The organism is Streptomyces sp. NPDC032822 (assembly GCF_055578825.1).
Map to the genome: position 1 here is coordinate 64,510 of NZ_JBVIOL010000009.1, position 19,734 is coordinate 84,243.

Consider the following 19,734-nt stretch of genomic DNA (forward strand, 5'->3'; position numbering starts at 1 on the left):
GGGAGTTACCACGCCCCGAGCGTGAGGACGTGGTCTTCTCCGGCGACGAGGTCGAGCGGCTCGGCGCCGGAGGAAGTCCGGAGTTCGACGCGGTGGGTGCGGGTGGGGCGCAGTACCGCGGTCACTCGGTGTCGGGTCCAGGTGAGGTCGAGTTCGGCCCCGAAGCGGGTGCGGATGCCGAGGAGCCGGCCCGTCGGGTAGGCGCTCGGCAGGGCGGGCAGCAGGACCAGCCGGTCCGGCGTCGACTGCACGAGTGTCTCGATGAGCACGGCGGGCAGGGTGTGGGCCGCGTCCGCGTTGTAGACGTCCCGGCGCGGGTAGTGCGCGCTCATCAGGGACGTGTGGAAGAAGTCCCCCTTGAGGACCTGTCCGAGGGCGTGCGCGACCCGTTCGCCGTCGCGGAGCCGGGCGGCGACGAGCGCGTGGTGGAGATGGCCGTGGGCGGAGTCGTTCTCGGCGCCGCGCAGGGCGAGCGCGCGGTGGGCGGCCGCCGCGAGGTCCGGGGTGTCGTACGGGTTGATCTCGTCGAGCGGCCAGACACCGTAGAGGTGGCTGAGGTGGCGGTGGTCGTAGGTGTCGTCGAGGCCCGGCCAGGCCCACTCGGCGAGGGCTCCGTCGGCGTTGATCCGGTGCGGTGGGAGGCGGTCGGCGAGGGCCCGCCAGTGCTCCGCCCGCTCCGGGTGGTGGTCGGCGGCGGTGTGCAGGGCGTGCCGGGCCGCCGAGAGGTCCATCGCCGCGTTGAGCGCGCCCCAGCTCGCGTTCGCCGGACGGTTCTCCGGCGAGTAGGAGGGGACGACGACCAGGCGCCCGTCGGCGTCGACGCGGGTGAGGAAGTCCTCGTAGAACAGGGCCACCTGGGCGAGGGCGTGGGCGGTGCGGGGGTCGCGCTCGCCGCGGGTCTCGTCGTGGTCGACGAGCGGCTTGAGCAGCCAGTCGGCGCCGGCGGTCCACAGGTGGAGGGGGTATTCACGGCTGAAGTGGTACGTCAGCCCGGACTCGCCGTCGCTGTGCGGCGGGGCCACCACGCCCCGGGCGCCGAAGATCGCGCGGGCGTTGGCCGCCCAGTCGTCGAGCTGACGGTGGATCAGACGGGCGTGGGCCTCGGTGACTTCGGGGAGGGCGGCGGCCGCGGCGGACGCGGTCTGGAGGTTGAGGTTGGCGTCGTTGGTGAACGCGCCCGACCAGGCGGTGTTCCAGTCGCCGGTCCACAGGCCGACGAGGCGGGGCGGGAGGAGGCCGGCCGCGGAGAGCAGGTGGTAGCGGCCGGCGGCGAAGAGGCGTTCCAGGAGGGCGGGGCTGTCCGGGCGGGTGAGCAGCTCCGAGCCGGGCAGGGCGCGTTCGGCCCGGTTCCCGTCGAGGTCGAGGGTGACGCGCGCGTAGGCCGTGCGGTGCTGTGCGGTGTGGCGGTCCAGGAGGCCGGCGTACGGGTCGGTGTCGTCCGCGACGAGGTCGCCGAGGGCGCGGGCGTGGGCGAGGGCGTCCGGCTCGTCGCCGTCCGGGCCGTCCCGGTGGCGCAGCACGCGGGTGAGCAGCAGGACGGAGTCGGCGCCGGTGATCCGCAGTCCGGGGGGTGTGAGCGTGGTCCGGCCGCCGGTGACCTGGACCAGGGTCACGCCGGTGTACACGCGGTCGCTGCCGGGGTAGCGGGCGCGCAGGGTGAGCAGGGCGCCCTCGGGGGTGAGGACGGCGCCGTGGCCGACGGCGAGGTCGTGGGGTGCGCCCGGGAGCCGGTGGTCGAGGGAGAGGTCCAGGTCGGGGGTGGTGATCTGCTGGACGACGACGTCGTCGGCGCGGGAGACGAAGACGCGGCTGGTCCGGTCGGCGCACTCGGCCGTGGCGACGCCGGTGGTGAAGTCGACCGAGCGTCGGTAGCGGTGCGGTTCGAGGGGTGCCGTGCTCCGCAGCCGGATCTGGAAGGCCGGGTGGAAGGGCTGGACCCACTGGAGGGGGCGGCCGTCGGTGAAGCTCTCCGCGGCGTCCGTCTCCCCGCCGAGCAACCGGTCCTGGAGTGCGGGGAGTTCGGCGGCCAGCTCGGGCGGGTGGGCGTGCTCGGCCCCGTTCGGGCGGACGAGGGTGTGGTGGGTGACGACGACCCGCTCGTCGTCGAGGTCGCCGAACACCAGGGCGCCGTGGTGGCCGTTGCCGCTCAGGTAGCCGTCCTCCCAGCGGGTGGCGGGCGTCGGCTCCCAGGTGCCGTGCACAGGGCCGTCGGTCATGGCTTCAGCACCGCCACTCCGTAGCGGCCGAGGGTCAGTTCGCCCTGGACTCTCGCCCCCGTCAGCAGGTCGTGGTGGGTGCCCGGGACCTCGACGGTCACCGGGTCGCGCCCGTGGTGGAGGAGGAACAGCAGGTCGCCGCGGCGCACGGCCTCGACCTGGTCGGGCAGCCCGTCGAGCACCGGGAGGGCGCCCGCGCCGGTGGCGATCCGGGCGAGCAGGTCGCGCATCGCGTCCGGCTCGGGGAGTGTCGAGACGTACCAGGCGCGCCCCTTGCGGAGCACGGCCGGCAGTCCGTCGAGTTCCCCGCCCTTGTAGGCGGCCTCGACCTCGCCGTCCGGGGACGCCTCGATCTCCTCCGACCACAGGGTGCCGCGGAAGCCGTCGCACTCGACGTTCTCGTCCGCGTCCAGCGGCCACCACTCGTGCAGGGTGCGGATGCCGAACAGGTCGCGCAGCCGGGCGTCCATGCCGCCGGCGCGTACCCGGTCGTCCTGGTCGGCGACGCCGGTCAGGAAGCCGGAGACGAGGGTGCCGCCGCCGCGCACGTACCCGAGGAGGTTCTCGACGGCCGCGTCGGTGAGGGCGTACAGCTGGGGGACGACGACCAGTCTGTAGGCGCTCAGGTCGTGTTCGGGGTGGGCGAAGTCGGTGGTGAGGTGGCCCTCCCACAGGGCGCGGTGCCAGGCGCGGAGGACGGCGGTGTGGTCGACCTCGTGGGAGAGGCGGCCGTCCTGGGCGCCGGCCCACCAGGCGTGCCAGTCGTGCAGGACCGCGATGTCGTTGTCCGTGTGACGGCCTGTCACCTCGGGTGAGATCCGGGCCAGTTCGGCGCCGAGCTGCTTGACCTCCTGGTAGGTCCGGCCCTCCTCCCCCGCGTGACTGACCATTCCGGAGTGGAACTTCTCCGCGCCCTGCCGGGACTGCCGCCACTGGAAGTAGCAGACGGCGTCGGCGCCGCGGGCCACGGCCTGGAGGGACCAGAGGCGGTTCAGGCCGCGCGGCTTGGGGTGGTTGACGCCCCGCCAGTTGACCGGTCCCGCCGCCTGTTCCATCAGCATCCAGGGCCCGTGGGCCTGCGAGCGGGTCATGTCCTGGACGAGGGCGGCGTTCTGGCCGCCGAGCGGGTCGCGCGGGTCGGGGTAGATGTCGACCGAGACGACGTCCTCCTCCTCGGCCCAGCGCCACGCGTCCTGGCCGACCCAGAGCGGCATGAAGTTGGTGGTGACCGGGAGGTGCGGGGAGGCCCGGCGGACGATGTCCCGCTCGGCGACGTAGCACTCCAGGAGCATGTCGGACGTGAACCGCTTGAAGTCCAGCTGCTGGGCGGGGTTCTTCATGTAGTGGGCGTGGCGGGGCGTGTGGATCTCCGCCCAGTCGCCGTATCCCTGGCTCCAGAAGGCGGTGCCCCAGGCCTCGTTGAGCGCGTCGAGCGTGCCGTACCTGCTCCGCAGCCAGTCCCGGAAGCGGGCGGCGGCCTGGTCGCTCCAGTCGTAGGTGCAGTACTCGTTGTTGATGTGCCACATGGTGAGGGCCGGGTGGGTGCCGTAGCGGGCGGCGAGGTCCTCGGTGATGGCGGCGGCGTGCCGGCGGTAGGTGGCGCTGGAGTGCGAGAAGTGCTGGCGCCCGCCCCACCACTCGGTACGGCCGTCCTGGTCGACGGGGAGGGTGTCGGGGTGCAGATGCCCCATCCAGGGCGGCGGGGAGGCCGTGGGCGTGGCGAGGACGACCCCGATCCCGCCCGCGTGCATCAGTTCCATCAGCCGGTCCAGCCAGCCGAAGTCCCTTTCCCCGGGCCGGGGTTCGAGCTTGGCCCAGGAGAAGACGCCGAGGGTGACGGAGTTGACGCCGGCGTCCTTCATCAGCCGGACGTCGTCGGGCCAGGTCTCCTCGGGCCACTGCTCGGGGTTGTAGTCGCCGCCGTAGAGGACGCGTCCGCGGGTGGCGTCACCGAGCGTCGGGTTCTTGTGCGAGGTCATCGGACGGGCTCCCCGTACTGGATCCCGCGTCCGTTGGTGGCGACGTAGACGCGGCCGTGGATCCGCGGGTCGCCGGTGATCGCCGCGCCGGTCCACCCCCACTGATGGGCGTCGTCGTTGATCCGCGTCCAGGTCTTCGCCCCGTCGTCGGAACGGTAGAGGGCGGTGATGGTTTCGGTGGAACCGACCAGGTAGACCGCCGGGTAGGCGGCGCCCTTGGCCGCCCGGCCGAACCCGACCGCGTGCGACGCCGAGCAGCCGGCCACCTTGGTGAAGCCGGCGCCCCCGTCGGTGGACCGGTAGAGCCCGTTCCCCTTGGTGCTCAGCCACAGGTCACCGGATCTTCCCGGCGCCGCGACCAGCGCGAACTGGCTGTCACCGGAGGGCAGTCCGCTCGCCCGTGCGGTGAACGTGAGGCCGCTGTCGGTGCTGGCGTACAGCGTTCCCGCATCGGTGTCGTAGGCGTAGAAGCGCTTCGGGTCGGCCGGGTCGGCGACCGGCGTGGCGCCCTTCGGGAAGGAGGGGACCTCGGACCATGTCGTGCCGTTGTCCGTGGAGCGGTGGGCCGGGTACTTCGTGCCGTCCCAGTGCACGAAGGTCCACAGCAGCACGCTGCCGTCGGTGTCGGTGGCGATCGGCCCCGGTGCGTCCTTGGCCATGGCGGGCTGGGCGGCGAAGGGCGCCCAGCTGCGCCCGCCGTCGTTCGAGAACGCCCCGTTGCCGTTGTCGCCCCATCCGGTCCGGACGACGTACGACGGCTTGGCGGCGGCCTGCGCGAGGCCCGTCGCCGACCCGAACACGGGGTTCGACGCCATACCGCGCGAGGGGGACGCCGTGAGCCGCTCGTGGTACATCACGCCGATGTCCCCGAGCCCGCTGAGCAGGTGCGCCTCCCCGACCGGGGGCGAGATCAACTGGCGCACCGACGTCTCCTCCAGGCCGCGGATCTGCGGGGCCCAGTGCTTGAGGTCGCGGGTGCCGTAGAGGGTGGCGCCGGTGCCGTAGACCACGTGCTTCGAGTCGTAGGGGTCGACGCCGACCGCCTGGATCCACCAGCCGAACTTCGGCTTGTCCGCACCCCACTTGAGATAGGGGGTCTCGGACACGTCGAGCACGGCGGTGTCCTTGAGGGACGTCCAGTTCCGGCCGCCGTCGGTGGTCCGGTACAGGGTGTCGAGCGCCGCCCAGCGGTTGTTGGTGGAGACTACGACGGTTCCGGGGCGCCGGGCGTCGACGGCGACACCGCCGTAGGCGAAGGTGTCGGAGGAACCGTCGCCCGCGGTCCCGCCCGGCTTCACCGGCGTGACCTCGGCCCACCTGCCGTTCGTGGTGCGCAGCTTGTGCACGCTGCCGTCGGACTGTCCGTTGGGGCCGGGCGCGTTGGCGTACGTCACGTACAGCTCGTGGGTGTGGCGGTCGTAGGCGGCGCGGATCGGGACCTTGGCGGCGGTGCCGGAGGGCTGTCCGGGGACGGCCTCCCAGGTGGTGCCGTCGGTGGTGCGGTACAGGTTGGCGGAGCTGCCGTCGCCGTCGCCCCAGCCGGCGTAGAGGGTGCGGCCGGCCGCGACGAGGAGGGTGATGCCCTGGCCGGTGGCGCTCGCGGTGCCCGGGAAGCCGGTCGCGGCACTCCAGGTGGCGCCGCGGTCGGTGGACCTGAGGAGTCCGTCGTGCCGGGTCCCCAGCCAGAGGGTGTCGCTGTCACGCGGGTCCACCAGGAGCCGCTCCCCCGTACCCCGGCCGTCCTCGTTGGCGCCGAGCTTCACGGTGAGGTCGGTGCGCTTCCAGGTCGCGCCACGGTCGTCGGAGCGCAGGACCGCGCCGTTGCCGGCCCAGGACTGGGCGTAGGTCCCGAGGGCGAGGTAGAGACGGTTGGGGTGGGCGGGGTCGACGGCGATCGCCTCGACGCCGAGGAGGTTCCAGTCGTCCCAGCCGAGATGGTCGGTCAGCGGGGTCCAGCGCGCGGCCCGGTCGTCCCAGCGGTAGGCGCCGCCGATGTCGGTACGGGCGTAGGCGAGACCCCGGACGGTGGGGTGGAAGAGGACGCCGGTGACGAAGCCGGTGCCGCCGATGACGGCGGTGCGCCAGCGGTAGGAGGGGGTGGCGGCCTTGGCCGCCTCCCCGGCCTGGGCGGGCCCGGGGAGCAGCGGGACGGCGGTGATCGCGGCGGCGGCCGCGGTCCCGGCGAGAACAGCACGACGGCTGGGCCTGGACGTAAGCATGACGAACCTCGCTCTGGGATAAGGGGAAGTGGCGCGCCTCAGGGGCGCGAGGGCTGTCCCGACACGCGGCTCCGCCGCGTGGGCGCGACCCGCCACGACGAACCCACGGCCGCCGACGGGCCAAGACGCCCGTCGGCCGGGCGGACGGTCAGCCCTTCACCGCGCCGGTGAGCATGCCCTTCTTGAAGTGCCGCTGGACGAACGGCGAGAGCACCGCGACCGGTATCAGCGCCATGACCATCACGGCCATCTGGACGGCCAGCGGCGACAGCTGACCCGTGTTGATCTGCGTGGCCAGCCCCACCGGCCGTTCCTGCTTCTGCACCAGCTGGATCATGACGTTCTGCAGCGGCATCATGTCCTGGTCGGTCAGATAGATCGACGCGTTGAACCAGGCGCTCCAGTACCCGACCGCGTAGAACAGCGCGATCACCGCGAGCACCGCCCGGGACAGCGGCATCACGATCTTCCAGAGGATCCGCCAGTCCCCGGCCCCGTCGATGCGGGCACTGTCGATGAGTTCCGGCGAGATGCCCATGAAGAACGCGCGCAGGACCAGGATGTTGAAGACGCTCACCGCGCTGGGCAGGATCAGCGCGAGGTAGCTGTCGGTCAGCCCGAGGCCCTGCACCAGCAGGTAGGTCGGGATGAGGCCGGCGCCGAAGAACATCGTGGCGAGCAGCAGCATCAGGAACCAGCGGTGCCCGAGGGACCCGGTGCGCGAGAGGCCGTACGCGGACAGGACGGACACCGTCATGCTGAACAGGGTGCCGACCAGGGTCACTCCCACGCTGACCAGGGCGGCGCGCTGGACCTGTCCGCCGCTGAGGAGTTCCTGGTAGGCGATGAAGGTGATGTCCTTGGGGATCACCACCAGGCCGCCGGTCGCGTCGATGGTCTTCTTCGACGCGAGGCTGGTGACGATGACGATCCACAGCGGGAAGAGGATCCCGAAGCAGGCGAGGGTGAGGACGAGCCCCTTGCCGGCGACGCCCGCCTTCGAGGGCTCCTCCTCCCAGGCGGGCCGCTCCGGGGCCGCCCACAGGCTCGGCCGGAACGGGGCCCGGTCGGGTGCCGCGGACTTGTCGGGCTGCTGGTCGATGACGGCGCTCACTTCTTGTACACCCCCTGCTCACCCATGAGATGGGCGACCTTGTTCGCGGTCAGCACGAGGGCCAGACCGACCACGCCCTTGATGAGGCCGGCCGCCGCGGCGTAGCTGAAGTCCTGGTTGCGGATGCCGTTCCACCACACGTAGGTGTCGAGGACCTCGGAGGCCCCTGGGCCCACCGAGTCGCGTTGGAGCAGGAGTTGCTCGAAGCCGACGGTCAGCGCGTCACCCACCCGCAGCACCAGCAGCAGGGCGATCACCGGTCGCAGTGCGGGCAGCGTGATGTGCCACATCCGGCGCCAGCGGCCGGCGCCGTCCATCGCGGCGGCCTCGTACAGGTCGTTGGAGACGGCGGAGAGCGCGGCGAGGAAGACGATGATGCCCCAGCCGGCGTCCTTCCAGACGCCCTCGGCGGTGACCAGGAACTTGAAGATCCCGGGGTCGGTCATCAGGTCGAAGCCGTTGTACCCGTGCTGGCGCAGGGTCTGCGCGATGATGCCGGCGCCGCCGAAGATCTGCTGGAAGACGGTGACGACCAGCACCCACGAGAAGAAGTGGGGCAGGTACATGATCGCCTGGGCGACCGCCCGGACCCGGGGCCTGATCACGCTGTTGATGACCAGCGCGAGCACGATCGGGATGGGGAAGAACAGCACGAGCTGGAGGGAGAACAGGACGAAGGTGTTCTGCAGCGCGTGCCAGAAGCCGGAGTCCTGGAAGATCCGCTCGAAGTTCTCCAGGCCGACCCAGGCGCTCTCGAACATGGCGACGAAGCCGTTGTCGCTGAGGTAGGGGTCGTAGTCCTGGAACGCGACCACGTTGCCGAAGATCGGTATGTAGTTGAAGACCAGCAGCAGCAGTACGGCCGGCAGGGTCATCAGGATCAGTGTGCGGTCGCGTCGGAATCTGAGCCGGAGGCTCACCTTGCCGGCGCGCTTCTCGGCCTTGCGGCCGGCGCCGCCGGACGCCGAGGTCCGACGGTCGGTCTTCTCGTCGGTCTTCGCCTCGGCCCTGGTCCGAGGCACCGTGCTGTGGGACACGGCTTTCTCCTTGCCTCAGCCCTGGGTCAGTTGGCCGCGGAGCCGTTGTCGTCGAGCAGTTTCTGGTACCAGTCCCGCAGCCCGTCGCCGCCCTTGGTCTTCCAGTCGGACACGGCCTGCTGGACGTCGCTGATCTTCTTGCGGCCGCGGACGACGTCGTCCTCCAGCTGCTCGAAGTCGTTGGCGAGGTTGGTGTAGCGGTTGGGCTCGGTGATGGTCAGTCCGTAGAAGGAGGACTTCTTGGTGAAGGCGCCCATCCGCTGCTGCCACTCGACCTGGAGCTTGGCGATCTCGGGGAGGTCGGGGTGGGCGAGGTAGGCGGCGGGGTCGCCGGTGTAGTCGTAGGCGCCGAAGACCTCGTTGTTGCCCTTGGTGGTCTTGACGGGCATGCCGTCCTTCAGCGTGTAGTCGGTGCCCTCCACGCCGTAGACCGTGAGCATGTACTCCTTGGTGCCGTACGGCGAGGCGCAGTAGTCGGCGAGCGCCAGGAAGTCCTTGATCTGCTGCTTGGACGCCTTCTTGCTGACGAAGGTGAAGATGCCGGCGGGCTGGGTCGCCCAGAGTGTGGGGTCGCCGCCGTCGGGGCCGAAGATGTCGAAGGCGCCCATCTCGAAGTCGGTCTTCTGGATCTTCTGTTCGGCCGTCGAGGCGTACCAGTAGGAGATGTCGCCGTTGAAGACGAGGGACTGGCCGGCGGTGAAGCGGTTGGACGCGTCGCCCTTGGCGGCCTTGGCGTCGGGGTGGACCACGTCGGCGGCGTAGAGCTTGCGCATCCACTCCAGGGCTTCGAGGTACTCGTCGGTCTCGATGCGGTTGACGAGCTTGCCGTCCCTGAGGTCCCACCAGAGCGCCTTGTCGCTGCCGTTGAGGACGCCGTAGATGTTGAAGGCGGTCCACTTCAGGTCGTCGCAGGCCCACACCTTGCCCTTGGCGTCGGTGGCCTCCTTCGCCCAGGCCAGGAACTCGTCGGCGGTCTTGGGGAGTTCGTAGCCCTTCGCGTCGAAGATGTCCTTGCGGTAGAAGGGCACGATGTTGGTGACGTACGAGGCGGGCATCGGGACGGCCCGCAGCTGGCCGCCGAAGATGGAGCGCTGCCAGGCGTCGGTCGGTACGGCCGCGAGGTTCGGGTACGCCTTGACCTTGTCGCCGGACAGGTAGGGGCCGAGGTCGGCGAACTTGGCGTTGATGGCGCTGGGGATCTTGCCGTTCAGGTTCCAGCCCGGGACGACCACCACGTCCGGGATGGTGCTGGAGGCGAGGACGGCGCCCAGCTTCTCGTCGTAGGTGGTGCCGTCCTGGTTCTGCCAGGTGACCTTGACGCCGGCGGCGTTGTTCATGGCCGTGTAGTACGGGTTGTCGTTGGAGGGCGGGCTGCCCCACATCGGCGCCATGATCTTCAGCCGGCTGCCGCCGCCGAGCTTCTTGGGCACCGAGGTCTTCAGGGCGTTCAGGTCGATCGCCTTGGTGAAGCCGGCCGACGAGCCGTTCTTCGACGGCAGGTCCGGCACGACGACGCTCGACGCCACGAAGGCCGGGAGGATCTTCTCGGCCGCCTTGCCGGAGGTCGTGCCGTCCTTGCTCCCTTCCTGACCGCCGCCGCAGGCGGCGAGCAGGGGCATTCCCCCGGCCACCGCGGCGGTGGCGACCGCTGTGGAGGCGAGGAAGCTTCTCCGACTGGGGGCGGAGGAGGAGGTGGCGGCGTTCGGCGTCATTGCGTCAACCCTTCATGGCGCACCAGGACACCCGGCGGTGGAGCCGTCGGCTGCGGTGTCTTGAGTGGAACTGGCTGAGCTGAAGCGGATCTCCGACGCTTACACCGGATTCCCGTAGTCGAAGCGCTTCGATGTTGCTGTGAGGTTAAGTGAACGTCTCAGGGTGCACAAGGGTCGTTCCCAAGATTCCTCGGAGCTGCGTGACGTGACCTTTCCTTATGTACCGCTTGAAGTGATGGCGCTGCTCTCTTGACACCCGCCCCTGGATCGAATGAGCATCGAAGCGCTTCGAAAGCGCTTCGCCGCTCCATCGCAAGGGGATCCCCACGTGACCGCACAAACGCCGCCTACGACGCCTTTCCGCGATCCGCGCCTGCCGTTCGCGAAGCGCATCGACGATCTGCTGTCCCGGCTGACCCTCGACGAGAAGGTCGGCTTCCTGCACCAGTTCGCGCCCGCCGTCGAGCGGCTGGGCGTCGCCGCGTTCCGCACCGGCCAGGAGGCCCTGCACGGCGTGGCCTGGATGGGCCCGGCCACCGTGTTCCCGCAGGCCGTCGGCCTCGGCGCGACCTGGAACACCGATCTCGTACGCCGGGTCGGCGAGGCGGTGTCCAAGGAGACCCGCGCGATGCGCGCCCGCGACGACCGCGTCGGCCTCAACGTCTGGTCGCCGACGGTGAACCTGCTCCGGCATCCGCTGTGGGGCCGTAACGAGGAGGGCTACTCGGAGGATCCGAAGCTCACCTCGGCCATCGCCATCGCCTACACGCACGGTCTGCGCGGCGACCATCCGACGTACTGGCGCACGGCGCCCGTCCTCAAGCACTGGCTCGCGCACAACAACGAGACGGACCGGTCCACCGCGTCCAGCTCGGTCCGCCCGCGGGTGCTGCACGAGTACGACCTGCGCGCCTTCCGCGAGACGGTCGAGGCGGGCGCGACGGCCGGGGTGATGCCGGCGTACAACCTGGTCAACGGGCGCCCCAACCATGTCTCGCCCTCCCTGCGCGAACACCTGCGGGCCTGGACCGACGAGGAGCTGCTGGTCTGCTCGGACGCGGGCGCGCCCTCGAACCTGGTCGACTCCGAGCACTACTTCGACACCCACGAGGAGGCCACCGCGGCCTCGCTCCTCGCCGGGGTCGACAGCTTCACCGACCACGGCACGGACGGTTCGCAGATCGTCGCGCGCGTGCGGGGCGCCCTGGACAAGGGACTGCTGACCGAGGCCGACGTCGACACCGCGGTCCGCCGCCAGCTCTCGGTCCGCTTCCGGCTCGGCGAGTTCGACCCGCACTACGACCCGTACGCGGACACGAACGACTTCGACACCCCCGCGCACCGCGCGCTCGCCCTGGAGAGCGCCGAGCAGGCGGTCGTCCTGCTCAAGAACGACGAGCTGCTGCCGCTGGCCCCCGACACCCGGATCGCCGTGGTCGGCCTGCTCGCCGACGAGTGCAAGCTCGACTGGTACAGCGGCACCCTGATCCACCGCTCGACCCCGCTGGAGGGCCTGTACGAGCGGTTCGGCGCGGAGCGCGTCGAGTTCGCGGAGGGCGTGGACCGGGTCCGGCTGAAGACGTCCGCCGGTACGTTCCTGCAGGTACCCGAGGCGCGGGGGGCGGCCGACGAGGTGCGCGGCGCCGAGGGTGCCATCGACCCGGCGCTGCTCGCGGGCCGCACCGACCTGCCCCCGCTCACCACGGACGCCACCGGCACCGAGTTCGCGCTCGTCGACTGGGGCGAGGGCGTGCTGACGCTGCGCGCGCCCGACGGCCGCTACCTCTCGGTCGCCGAGGACGGCTACCTGCGCGCCTCCGCCGACCAGCCGGGAGGCTGGATCGTCCAGGAGACGTTCCGACTGGAACCGCACGAACACGGACACCTCCTCAGGCATGTCGGCACGGATCGCCACGTCTCTGTCTCCGCCGGCGGGGTAAAGGTTGCCGACGAGAATCCGGAGACGGGCGAGACCCCGGAAACGGTCGGGGCTGCGGAAGTCTTCGAGCTCATCGTCGTCGAATACGGCGAGGACGCAGTGACCCGCGTCACGTCCCAGGCGGATGTGGTCCTGGTGGTCGCCGGCAACGACCCGCACATCAACGGCCGCGAGACCGAGGACCGCACCACACTGCGCCTGCCCGCCCAGCAGGAGCGGCTGCTGCGTGCCGCCCGCGCCGCCAACCCGCGCACCGTGCTGGCGCTGACCTCGGCCTATCCCTACGCCGTCGACACCGCCGACCTGCCCGCGGTGCTGTGGACGGCCCACGGGGGCCAGGCGGCCGGCACCGCCCTCGCCCGGGTCCTGGCCGGCGACGTCTCCCCCGCCGGCCGCCTCCCGCAGACCTGGTACGCCGACGACGCCGATCTGCCCGGCCTCCTCGACTACGACATCATCGGCAGCCGCCAGACATACCTCTACTTCGAGGGCACGCCCCTGTTTCCGTTCGGACACGGCCTGTCGTACGCGTCCTTCGCGTACGGCGACCTGGACGTGCGGGTGACCGACGGGACGCTGACCGCGACCTTCACCGTCACCAACACCGGAGACGTGAGGGCCGACGAGGTCGCCCAGCTCTACACCCGGGCCGTGGACCCGGTGCTCCCGCGCCCGCGCCGCGAACTGCTGGCCCACCGCAGGGTCACGCTGGCACCGGGCGCCCGGGTGGAGCTCTCCTTCGAACTCCCCCTGTCCGCCTTCGCGTTCTGGGATGTGGCCCAGGGCAGGTGGCGCCTGGAACCGGGCCCCTACGAGCTGCTGGCCGGCGCCTCCAGCGAGGACGTCCGCCTGCGGACGACCGTGCTGCTGGACGGCGAGCCCTCGGCCCCGCGCCCGGTGCTCGAACGCGGCCTGGACGCGGCCGACTTCGACGACCTCGCCGACATCGAGATCGTCGACCGCACGAAGACCGCGGGCGACGCGGTGACGGCCGCACAGGGCCGGACCGGTGAACTGGTCTACCGGGACTGCGACTTCGGCGACGGCGTCACCGAGGTGACGGTGACCGTGTCCGGCGAGGGCGTGGTCGAGCTGTCGCTGGACGGGGGCGCGGTGCTGGCAGCGCTGACGACCGAGGCGTGGGAAGAGCGGGACGCACGGGAAGAGCGAGGGGAGCGCGAGGGGCGACAAGGGCCGGAGTCATCGGAGGAATCCGGGTCCGGGCCGTACGCGTACACCACGCTCGGCGCCGGGATCGTCGCCGAGGGTGTGCGGGACGTCCATCTCAGTCTGCGCGGCTCGGTGCGGCTCGCGCATGTCGGCTTCTCCGGCTGAGGGTCCGCGGGAGACCGGCACAGAAAAGGGCCCGGCACCGGAAGGCATCGGTGCCGGGCCCTTTCAGGGACGGCGTGAGCCGCATGACCGCGACTCTATATGAAAATGGTTCCCATGAGCTAGAGGGCGATCCCGGTCAGCACCAGGACCCGCTCGTACGTGTAGTCGTCCATCGCGAACCTCACGCCCTCGCGACCGACTCCGGACTGCTTGACACCGCCGTACGGCATCTGGTCGGCCCGGTAGGAGGGCACGTCGCCGATGACGACACCGCCGACCTCCAGCGCACGGTGGGCGCGGAAGGCGGCCTGGAGGTCGTGGGTGAACACGCCTGCCTGGAGGCCGTACTTGGAGTCGTTGACGGCGGCGAAGGCCGCCGCCTCCCCGTCCACCTTCCGCACGGTGAGGACCGGGCCGAAGACCTCCTCGCAGGAGATCGTCGTGTCCGCCGGCACATCGGCCAGGACGGTCGGAGCGTAGGAGGCGCCGTCGCGGTCACCGCCGGTGAGCAGGGTGGCGCCGGCCTCCACGGCCTCCTTCACCCACGCCTCCACGCGCCGGGCGGCGTCCTCGCTGACCAGCGGGCCGACGTCGGTCTTGGCGTCGGAGGGGTCGCCGGTGACCTGCGCCTCCACGGCGGCCACGAGGCGCGGCAGCAGGCGGTCGTACACGGACGCGTCCGCGATGACCCGCTGCACGGAGATGCAGGACTGGCCACCCTGGTAGTTGGAGAAGGTGGCGATACGGGTGGCGGCCAGGTCGAGGTCCTCGTCGCTCGCCCAGTCGCCCAGGACGACGGCGGCACCGTTGCCGCCCAGCTCCAGGGTGCAGTGCTTGCGCGGCACCGAGTCCATGATCGCGTAGCCGACCTTCTCCGAGCCGGTGAAGGAGATGACCGGCAGGCGCTCGTCCTGGACCAGGGCGGGCATCCGGTCGTTCGGGACGGGGAGGATGCTCCAGGAGCCGGCGGGCAGCTCGGTCTCGGCGAGCAGCTCGCCGATGACCAGGCCGGAGAGCGGGGTGGCGGGCGCCGGCTTCAGGATGATCGGCGCGCCGGCCGCGATCGCCGGGGCGATCTTGTGGGCGCACAGGTTCAGCGGGAAGTTGAAGGGCGCGATGCCGAGCACGACACCCTTCGGGAAACGGCGGGTGAGGGCGAGGCGGCCCTGACCGCCGGCGTCGGTGTCGAGGCGCTGGGCCTCGCCGCCGTTGAACCGCCGCGCCTCCTCGGCCGCGAACCGGAACACGGAGACGGCCCGGCCGACTTCGCCACGGGCCCACTTGACCGGCTTGCCGTTCTCGGCGGAGATGAGCCGCGCGATCTCCTCGGTGCGTTCGACGAGCCGTCGGCTCACGTGGTCGAGGGCCGCGGCGCGGACGTGGGCGGGGGTCGCCGCGAAGTCCTCGCGGACGGCGTACGCGGCGGCGACGGCCTCCTCGATCTGCGCGTCGTCCGGTACGGCGGCCCTGGCGACGAGGCGGCCGTCCCAGGGCGAGGTGACGTCGAAGGTGTCCTCGCCGGTGACCCGGCGGCCGGCGAGCCAGAAGGCGTGGGTGGAAGTCATGGGTCCACGGTAGGGCGGGGCGGGGCGGGGGTGGTTGTACGGCGCGTAGGGGTGGGCGGGGTGGGTGCGCCGGATTGGCGAAGTGGGGGGACGCCTCCCTGGGGCTTCGCCCCCGGACCCCCGTTGGCCGACCGTTCATCCAACCGAGCGGGTGGTGGGTGGGCACAGATCTGGGGGCCCGGGGTCTGGGGGCCCGGAGGCCCGGGAGTCCGGCGGTCCAGCGGTCCGGGAGTCCAGGGGCCCGGCGGTCCGAGGGCCCGGCGGTCCGGAGGTCCGAGGGCCCGGCGGTCCGGAGGTCCGGGAGTCCGGGAGTCCGGAGGCCCGGGAGTCCGGGAGTCCGGAGGGCCCGGCAGTCCGGCGGTCCGGGGGCCCGGAGGTCCAGGGGTCCGGGGGTCCGGGGGTCCAGGGGTCCGGGGGTCCGGGGGTCCGGGGGGCGGAGCTCCCAGGGTGGTTCGTGCCGGCGGCGGGTGTCTAGTCCGTCGCGGTTGTCTTCAGGGCCAGCCACAGCTCCATCCGCATGTCCGGGTCGTCCAGGGAGCGGCCGAGGATCTCCTCGACGCGGCGCATGCGGTAGCGGAGGGTGTGCCGGTGGACACCGAGGTCGGCCGCCGCCGCGTCCCACTGGCCGTGCCGGGACAGCCACGCCCGCAGCGAGGCCACCAGGTCGCCCCGCCCGGTCGCGTCGTGCTCGTACAGGGGCCGCAGCAACCCGTCCGCGAAGGCCTTCACCGCGTCGTCGGCCAGCAACGGCAGCACGGATCCCGACGCCAGCAGCTCGTGCTCGACGAGCACCCGCCCCCGCCGCCGGGCCACCGACAGCGCCTGCTCGGCCTGCTTGTACGCCGCCGCCGCGGCGATCGGCCCGACCGGCGCCGACACCCCCACGACCAGTTCGTCCTCGTCCCCGCCGGCCGCCTGCTCCCGTATCCCCGCCCGCGCGGCCTCCAGGGCCGCCGCGTACTCCCCGCACACGGCCAGCGCGGCGCCGCCGTCCGCGACGAGCACGACCAGCCGCTCCCCGTCCTCGCCCTCGTTCTCCGGCACGACCAGCACCGCCTCGCCGGAGCGGGCCGCCGCGGACTCCACCACCTCGGTGAGCGAGCCCAGCGGATCGCCGTGGGTGTCGGCGGCGGCGAGTGTCGCGGCCGTCGGCTGGGTGGGCGGCACGGGCGGGTGGTCGTCGCCGTGCACGCGTGCCGCGGAAGCGGCGGAGGCCGACTCGGCGACGATCATCCGGAAGGGGGCGTCGAGGAGTTCGCCGTACAGATCCCCGGCGACCGTCCGCGCGTGGTCGGGCTCCCCGGCGAGCAGCATGCGCAGCACCGCCACCCCGATCCGCTGCTCGGCCTCCTGGAGCGCGCGGGACCGTTCCGTGGTGAGGGTCAGCAGGGCGATGGCGGAGTGGACGGCGTACCGCGCGGCCGTGCCGAGGGCCGCCGCCGTGCCGACGGCCAGGGCGGCTCGGGGCCGTCGTCCCGTGCCCAGCGAGTGCAGTTCGACCCGGTCCTCGTGTTCGGGGCCGCCCACCACGGAGGAGGCGGGCGCGGGCCGCTCCCGCAGCCGCTCGACGTCCGCCGTGAGCCGGGCGGCCCGCCGCCCGGCCCACTCGGGCGCGGTGGCGACGACGGCGCCCGAGGCGTCGTAGAGCGCCGCCCAGCCGTCGACCTGCGAGGCGAGGGCGCCGAGCAGCCCTTCGGGGCCGTCCGTCAGGGCCTGTCTGGTCAGTTCGCGCTGGGCGGCGAAGCCCGCGGTCACCGCCCGGTACTGGTCGGCGGCGATGGCCGCGGACACGGCCTTGCTGATGGCGAGGAAGGGGGTGCGGCGCGGTACCTCCAGGACCGGCAGGCCTTCCTTGCCCGCGGCGTCGAGGAGCGCCTCGGGGATCTCCTCGTAGGTGACCCCGACGGCGAAGCCGAGCCCGACCACACCGGCGCCCACCAGCCGCTTCACATAGCGCGCCATCGCCTCCGGATCCGCCGCGTCCAGCTTCAGCGCGGTGATCAGCAGCAGCTCCCCGCCCTCCATGTAGGGCACGGGGTCGGCGAGCTCGCTGACGTGCGCCCAGCGGACCGGCACGTCCAGGCGGTCCGCTCCCGCCCGCACGGTCAGCTTCAGCGCGGAGTGGTGGACGAGCGAGGCGAGCGTGGGGGGCATGGGGCCTTCAGGTGGGGACGACGGCGGAGACTACGGGCGCGCGTGCGGTGATCGTGATCTTTGTGTCCATTTGGCCGTGACGTATGAACGGCCTGTGCCGATTCTGCCTCACCGTACGGTCCCCGCGTGCCCTCAGTCCCGCAGATCCACCAGCAGCGGCGGCGCGTGCTCCCCCTTCACACTCGTCAGCGACAGCACCGCGTGCCCGGGGGGCACCCCGTGGGCCAGTTCGGACGCGGACCACCGCTCCCGCTCGACCTGCCGTACGGTCACCGCCCGCGCGGTCGGCGCCTTGCCGGTGATCACCCGCCGTACCGCGTGCAGCGCCTTGCCGGCCGGGGTCTCGGCGATGATCTGCCGGTCGGTGACGTCCCGGGCCTCGATCCACTCCTTGCCCCAGACCTCGGCGAAGTCCTGCCCGTCCCACGGGGTGATCCCGGACAGCGCCATCCGGCACCCGGTGGCCCCGAGCAGCGGTCCCCGCAGCGGCCTCGGTACGTCGTCCAGGGAGCGCAGCGTCAGCACGACCCCGGCGTTGCCCGACCGCAGCCGCTGGATGCCCCGGACGGCCTCGGGCGTCACCACGCCGGTGGCGTCGTCGAGCACCAGGCAGGCGAACAGCGACCGGTCCTCCCGTACCGCCACGCTCGCCGTGAACTGGGCCAGCACCAGCCGCGCCAGCATCTTGGAGGCGTCCGCGTGGCCGCGCCGGGGCAGGTCGACGCGTACCCGCACGGGGTGGTCCAGCGCCTTCAGCGAGAAGGGCCGGGACCGTCCGGAGGTGTCGAAGAAGCCCGCGAAGGCCGGCCGGTCGAGCAGCGCGACCCGGTCGGCGAGCACCCCGCCGACATCGCCGGGATGCCCCAACTGCCGCTCCCGCGCGTCTAGTTCACGCAGCAGCGACTCCTGTCCGGCGTCCTCCAGGCCCTTGCGCAGCGCGGCCAGCGGCACGGGCGCCCCGTCGAGCAGCTGGCGCAGCTCCGGTACGGAGGGGAAGCGCCCGTGGACCGCCCGGAACGGGCCGAGGAGCTGGGCGAGGACGGTGGTGGAGCGCCTGGTGTCCCCGCCCTGGTGCGGTTCGGCGAGGTCCCCGACCAGCGCCTCGGCCAGCACGGCCGCCGCCTCGTCCGGGTCCGTGGTACCGCCGTACAGGTCGAGGTCGTAGACCGATTCCGGGTTCCCGATCCGTACGACGACGTCGTAGGAGTCGGCCGGACCGAGCCCGGCGCCGGCCGCGCCGACCACCACGACGGCGGCACGCCCGGCGAGCGCGTGCAGGCACAGCGACTCGGTGAGCGGGCCGACGACGGTCCCGGTCTTGCCGGAGCCGGCCGGTCCGACGGCGAGCAGGGAGGTGCCGAGGAGGTCGGGGCCGAGACCGAGACCGGTGGCGCGGTAGGCGTACGGGTTGCGGGCGTCGTCGGCCGTGGTGCCGAGCCGCACCTGACCGGTGACCAGGTCGTGCCGGGCGATCCGGGTCGGCAGGTCGCGTGCGCCGGAGGGGTGCGGACAGGCGGCAGCACCCTCGCCGAGCACCGCGCCGGTGAAGTCGGCGAGGCGGTGCCGGCCGCTGCGTACGCCCTGCCAGGCGCGTTCGATCCGAGCGTGGTCGACGTCCCGCATCAGCCCGGCCCGGGCCTCGGCGGCGAGCCGCTCGGCGGCGTCCACGGCTCCGGCGGCCCGCAGCTGCGGCCACTCGGCGGGGTCCTGCTCGGGGGCGGGCGGCCGCTCCGCCACGGGCGCGGACCGACGCCAGGCGGAGGGGCCGAAGCGCCGCCACAGCACATCCCAACGACCGATCTTCCCGAACATGGCAAAGATACCGGCGAATACCAGGATGAAATAGGCGTAGGAGAACATACCGCCCAGCTCAGATCGCCCCTGTGTCCATGAATCCGGAGCCAGTACGTACCACGGCCACTGCCAGAAGCCGCCCAGGTAGCCGTTCCACAACAGCGAGCAGAGCAGCCATCCACAGAGGAACGCGATCACCGCACCGCTGAGCAGCTGCCGCGTGGGAACCTGCTCCGGCTCCTCCGCGGCCCGCGGCCGGTGTCCGAGGCGCCACACCCCCGGTGCCGCCTCCGGCCGGGCCGTCCGCAGCCAGGCGAGGAAGGCCGACCCGTCCGGCATCGGCGGCACGCCCGGCGCCGGGGCCGCCGCGGGCCGCGGCGGCATCGCCGGAACCTCGGGAGGCCCCGCCGGACGTGGCACCGGGTTCGCATGCGTGCTCCGCGCGTCCCGCGTCCCGTCGCTGTCCATCGCCCTCGCCCCTTGACCAGCCGTTCCGTCCACCGTCAGCGGTCAATCTAATGCCCCTGCCAAGGGAGTTCACCGCTTACACGGCCGGGTCCCGGCTCACCGGCCCGTACAAGGACCCTGCTCCTCTATGTCCAAGTCGGACAAGCCACTTCACCGAGAACGCCCACATGGAGCATGCCCACCCTCCGGTCCCCGCCCTAGC

At 72.2% G+C, this 19,734-nt stretch carries 10 protein-coding genes; 1 reads left to right on the plus strand and 9 read right to left on the minus strand.

Annotated elements, in window-relative coordinates:
* Positions 1-5: 5 nt before the first annotated feature.
* The 6 genes from ACZ5VD_RS25365 to ACZ5VD_RS25390 form a co-directional block, all read right to left on the minus strand.
* Complete coding sequence (locus ACZ5VD_RS25365; RefSeq protein WP_468683403.1) at positions 6-2,216, minus strand: glycosyl hydrolase family 95 catalytic domain-containing protein; 2,211 nt, start codon at positions 2,214-2,216, stop codon at positions 6-8.
* Complete coding sequence (locus tag ACZ5VD_RS25370; RefSeq protein ID WP_468683406.1) at positions 2,213-4,195, minus strand: beta-galactosidase; 1,983 nt, start codon at positions 4,193-4,195, stop codon at positions 2,213-2,215. Before ACZ5VD_RS25370 ends, ACZ5VD_RS25365 begins: the two co-directional genes overlap by 4 nt.
* Complete coding sequence (locus ACZ5VD_RS25375) at positions 4,192-6,414, minus strand: WD40/YVTN/BNR-like repeat-containing protein (protein WP_468683407.1); 2,223 nt, start codon at positions 6,412-6,414, stop codon at positions 4,192-4,194. The genes ACZ5VD_RS25370 and ACZ5VD_RS25375 overlap by 4 nt, the downstream gene beginning before the upstream one ends.
* 148 nt (positions 6,415-6,562) lie before the next feature.
* Entirely contained in the window at positions 6,563-7,528 is a 966-nt protein-coding gene (locus tag ACZ5VD_RS25380; protein ID WP_468683409.1) for a carbohydrate ABC transporter permease, read from the minus strand.
* Positions 7,525-8,565, minus strand: coding sequence for an ABC transporter permease (locus ACZ5VD_RS25385; RefSeq protein ID WP_468683410.1), 1,041 nt, complete (start codon positions 8,563-8,565; stop codon positions 7,525-7,527). Before ACZ5VD_RS25385 ends, ACZ5VD_RS25380 begins: the two co-directional genes overlap by 4 nt.
* A gap of 26 nt (positions 8,566-8,591) precedes the next feature.
* Positions 8,592-10,277, minus strand: a complete 1,686-nt coding sequence (locus tag ACZ5VD_RS25390; RefSeq protein WP_468683411.1) for an extracellular solute-binding protein — start codon at positions 10,275-10,277, stop codon at positions 8,592-8,594.
* 328 nt (positions 10,278-10,605) lie between these two features.
* Between ACZ5VD_RS25390 and ACZ5VD_RS25395 the strand changes: the two genes are divergently transcribed.
* Positions 10,606-13,551: a glycoside hydrolase family 3 C-terminal domain-containing protein gene (locus ACZ5VD_RS25395; protein WP_468683412.1), complete on the plus strand. Its 2,946-nt coding sequence runs from the start codon at positions 10,606-10,608 to the stop codon at positions 13,549-13,551.
* A gap of 119 nt (positions 13,552-13,670) precedes the next feature.
* Here the strand turns inward: ACZ5VD_RS25395 and ACZ5VD_RS25400 are convergent, their stop codons facing one another.
* The 3 genes from ACZ5VD_RS25400 to ACZ5VD_RS25410 form a co-directional block, all read right to left on the minus strand.
* On the minus strand, positions 13,671-15,116 hold the full coding sequence (locus ACZ5VD_RS25400; protein ID WP_468683414.1) for an aldehyde dehydrogenase family protein: 1,446 nt from the start codon (positions 15,114-15,116) through the stop codon (positions 13,671-13,673).
* 471 nt (positions 15,117-15,587) lie between these two features.
* The gene (locus ACZ5VD_RS25405) at positions 15,588-17,270 is read right to left on the minus strand and encodes a PucR family transcriptional regulator (RefSeq protein WP_468552463.1); all 1,683 of its coding nucleotides are present in this window, start codon (positions 17,268-17,270) and stop codon (positions 15,588-15,590) included.
* A gap of 132 nt (positions 17,271-17,402) precedes the next feature.
* Positions 17,403-19,532 (minus strand): ATP-binding protein, encoded by a 2,130-nt coding sequence (locus ACZ5VD_RS25410; RefSeq protein WP_468683415.1) that lies wholly within the window; start codon positions 19,530-19,532, stop codon positions 17,403-17,405.
* Between the last annotated feature and the right edge of the window lie 202 nt (positions 19,533-19,734).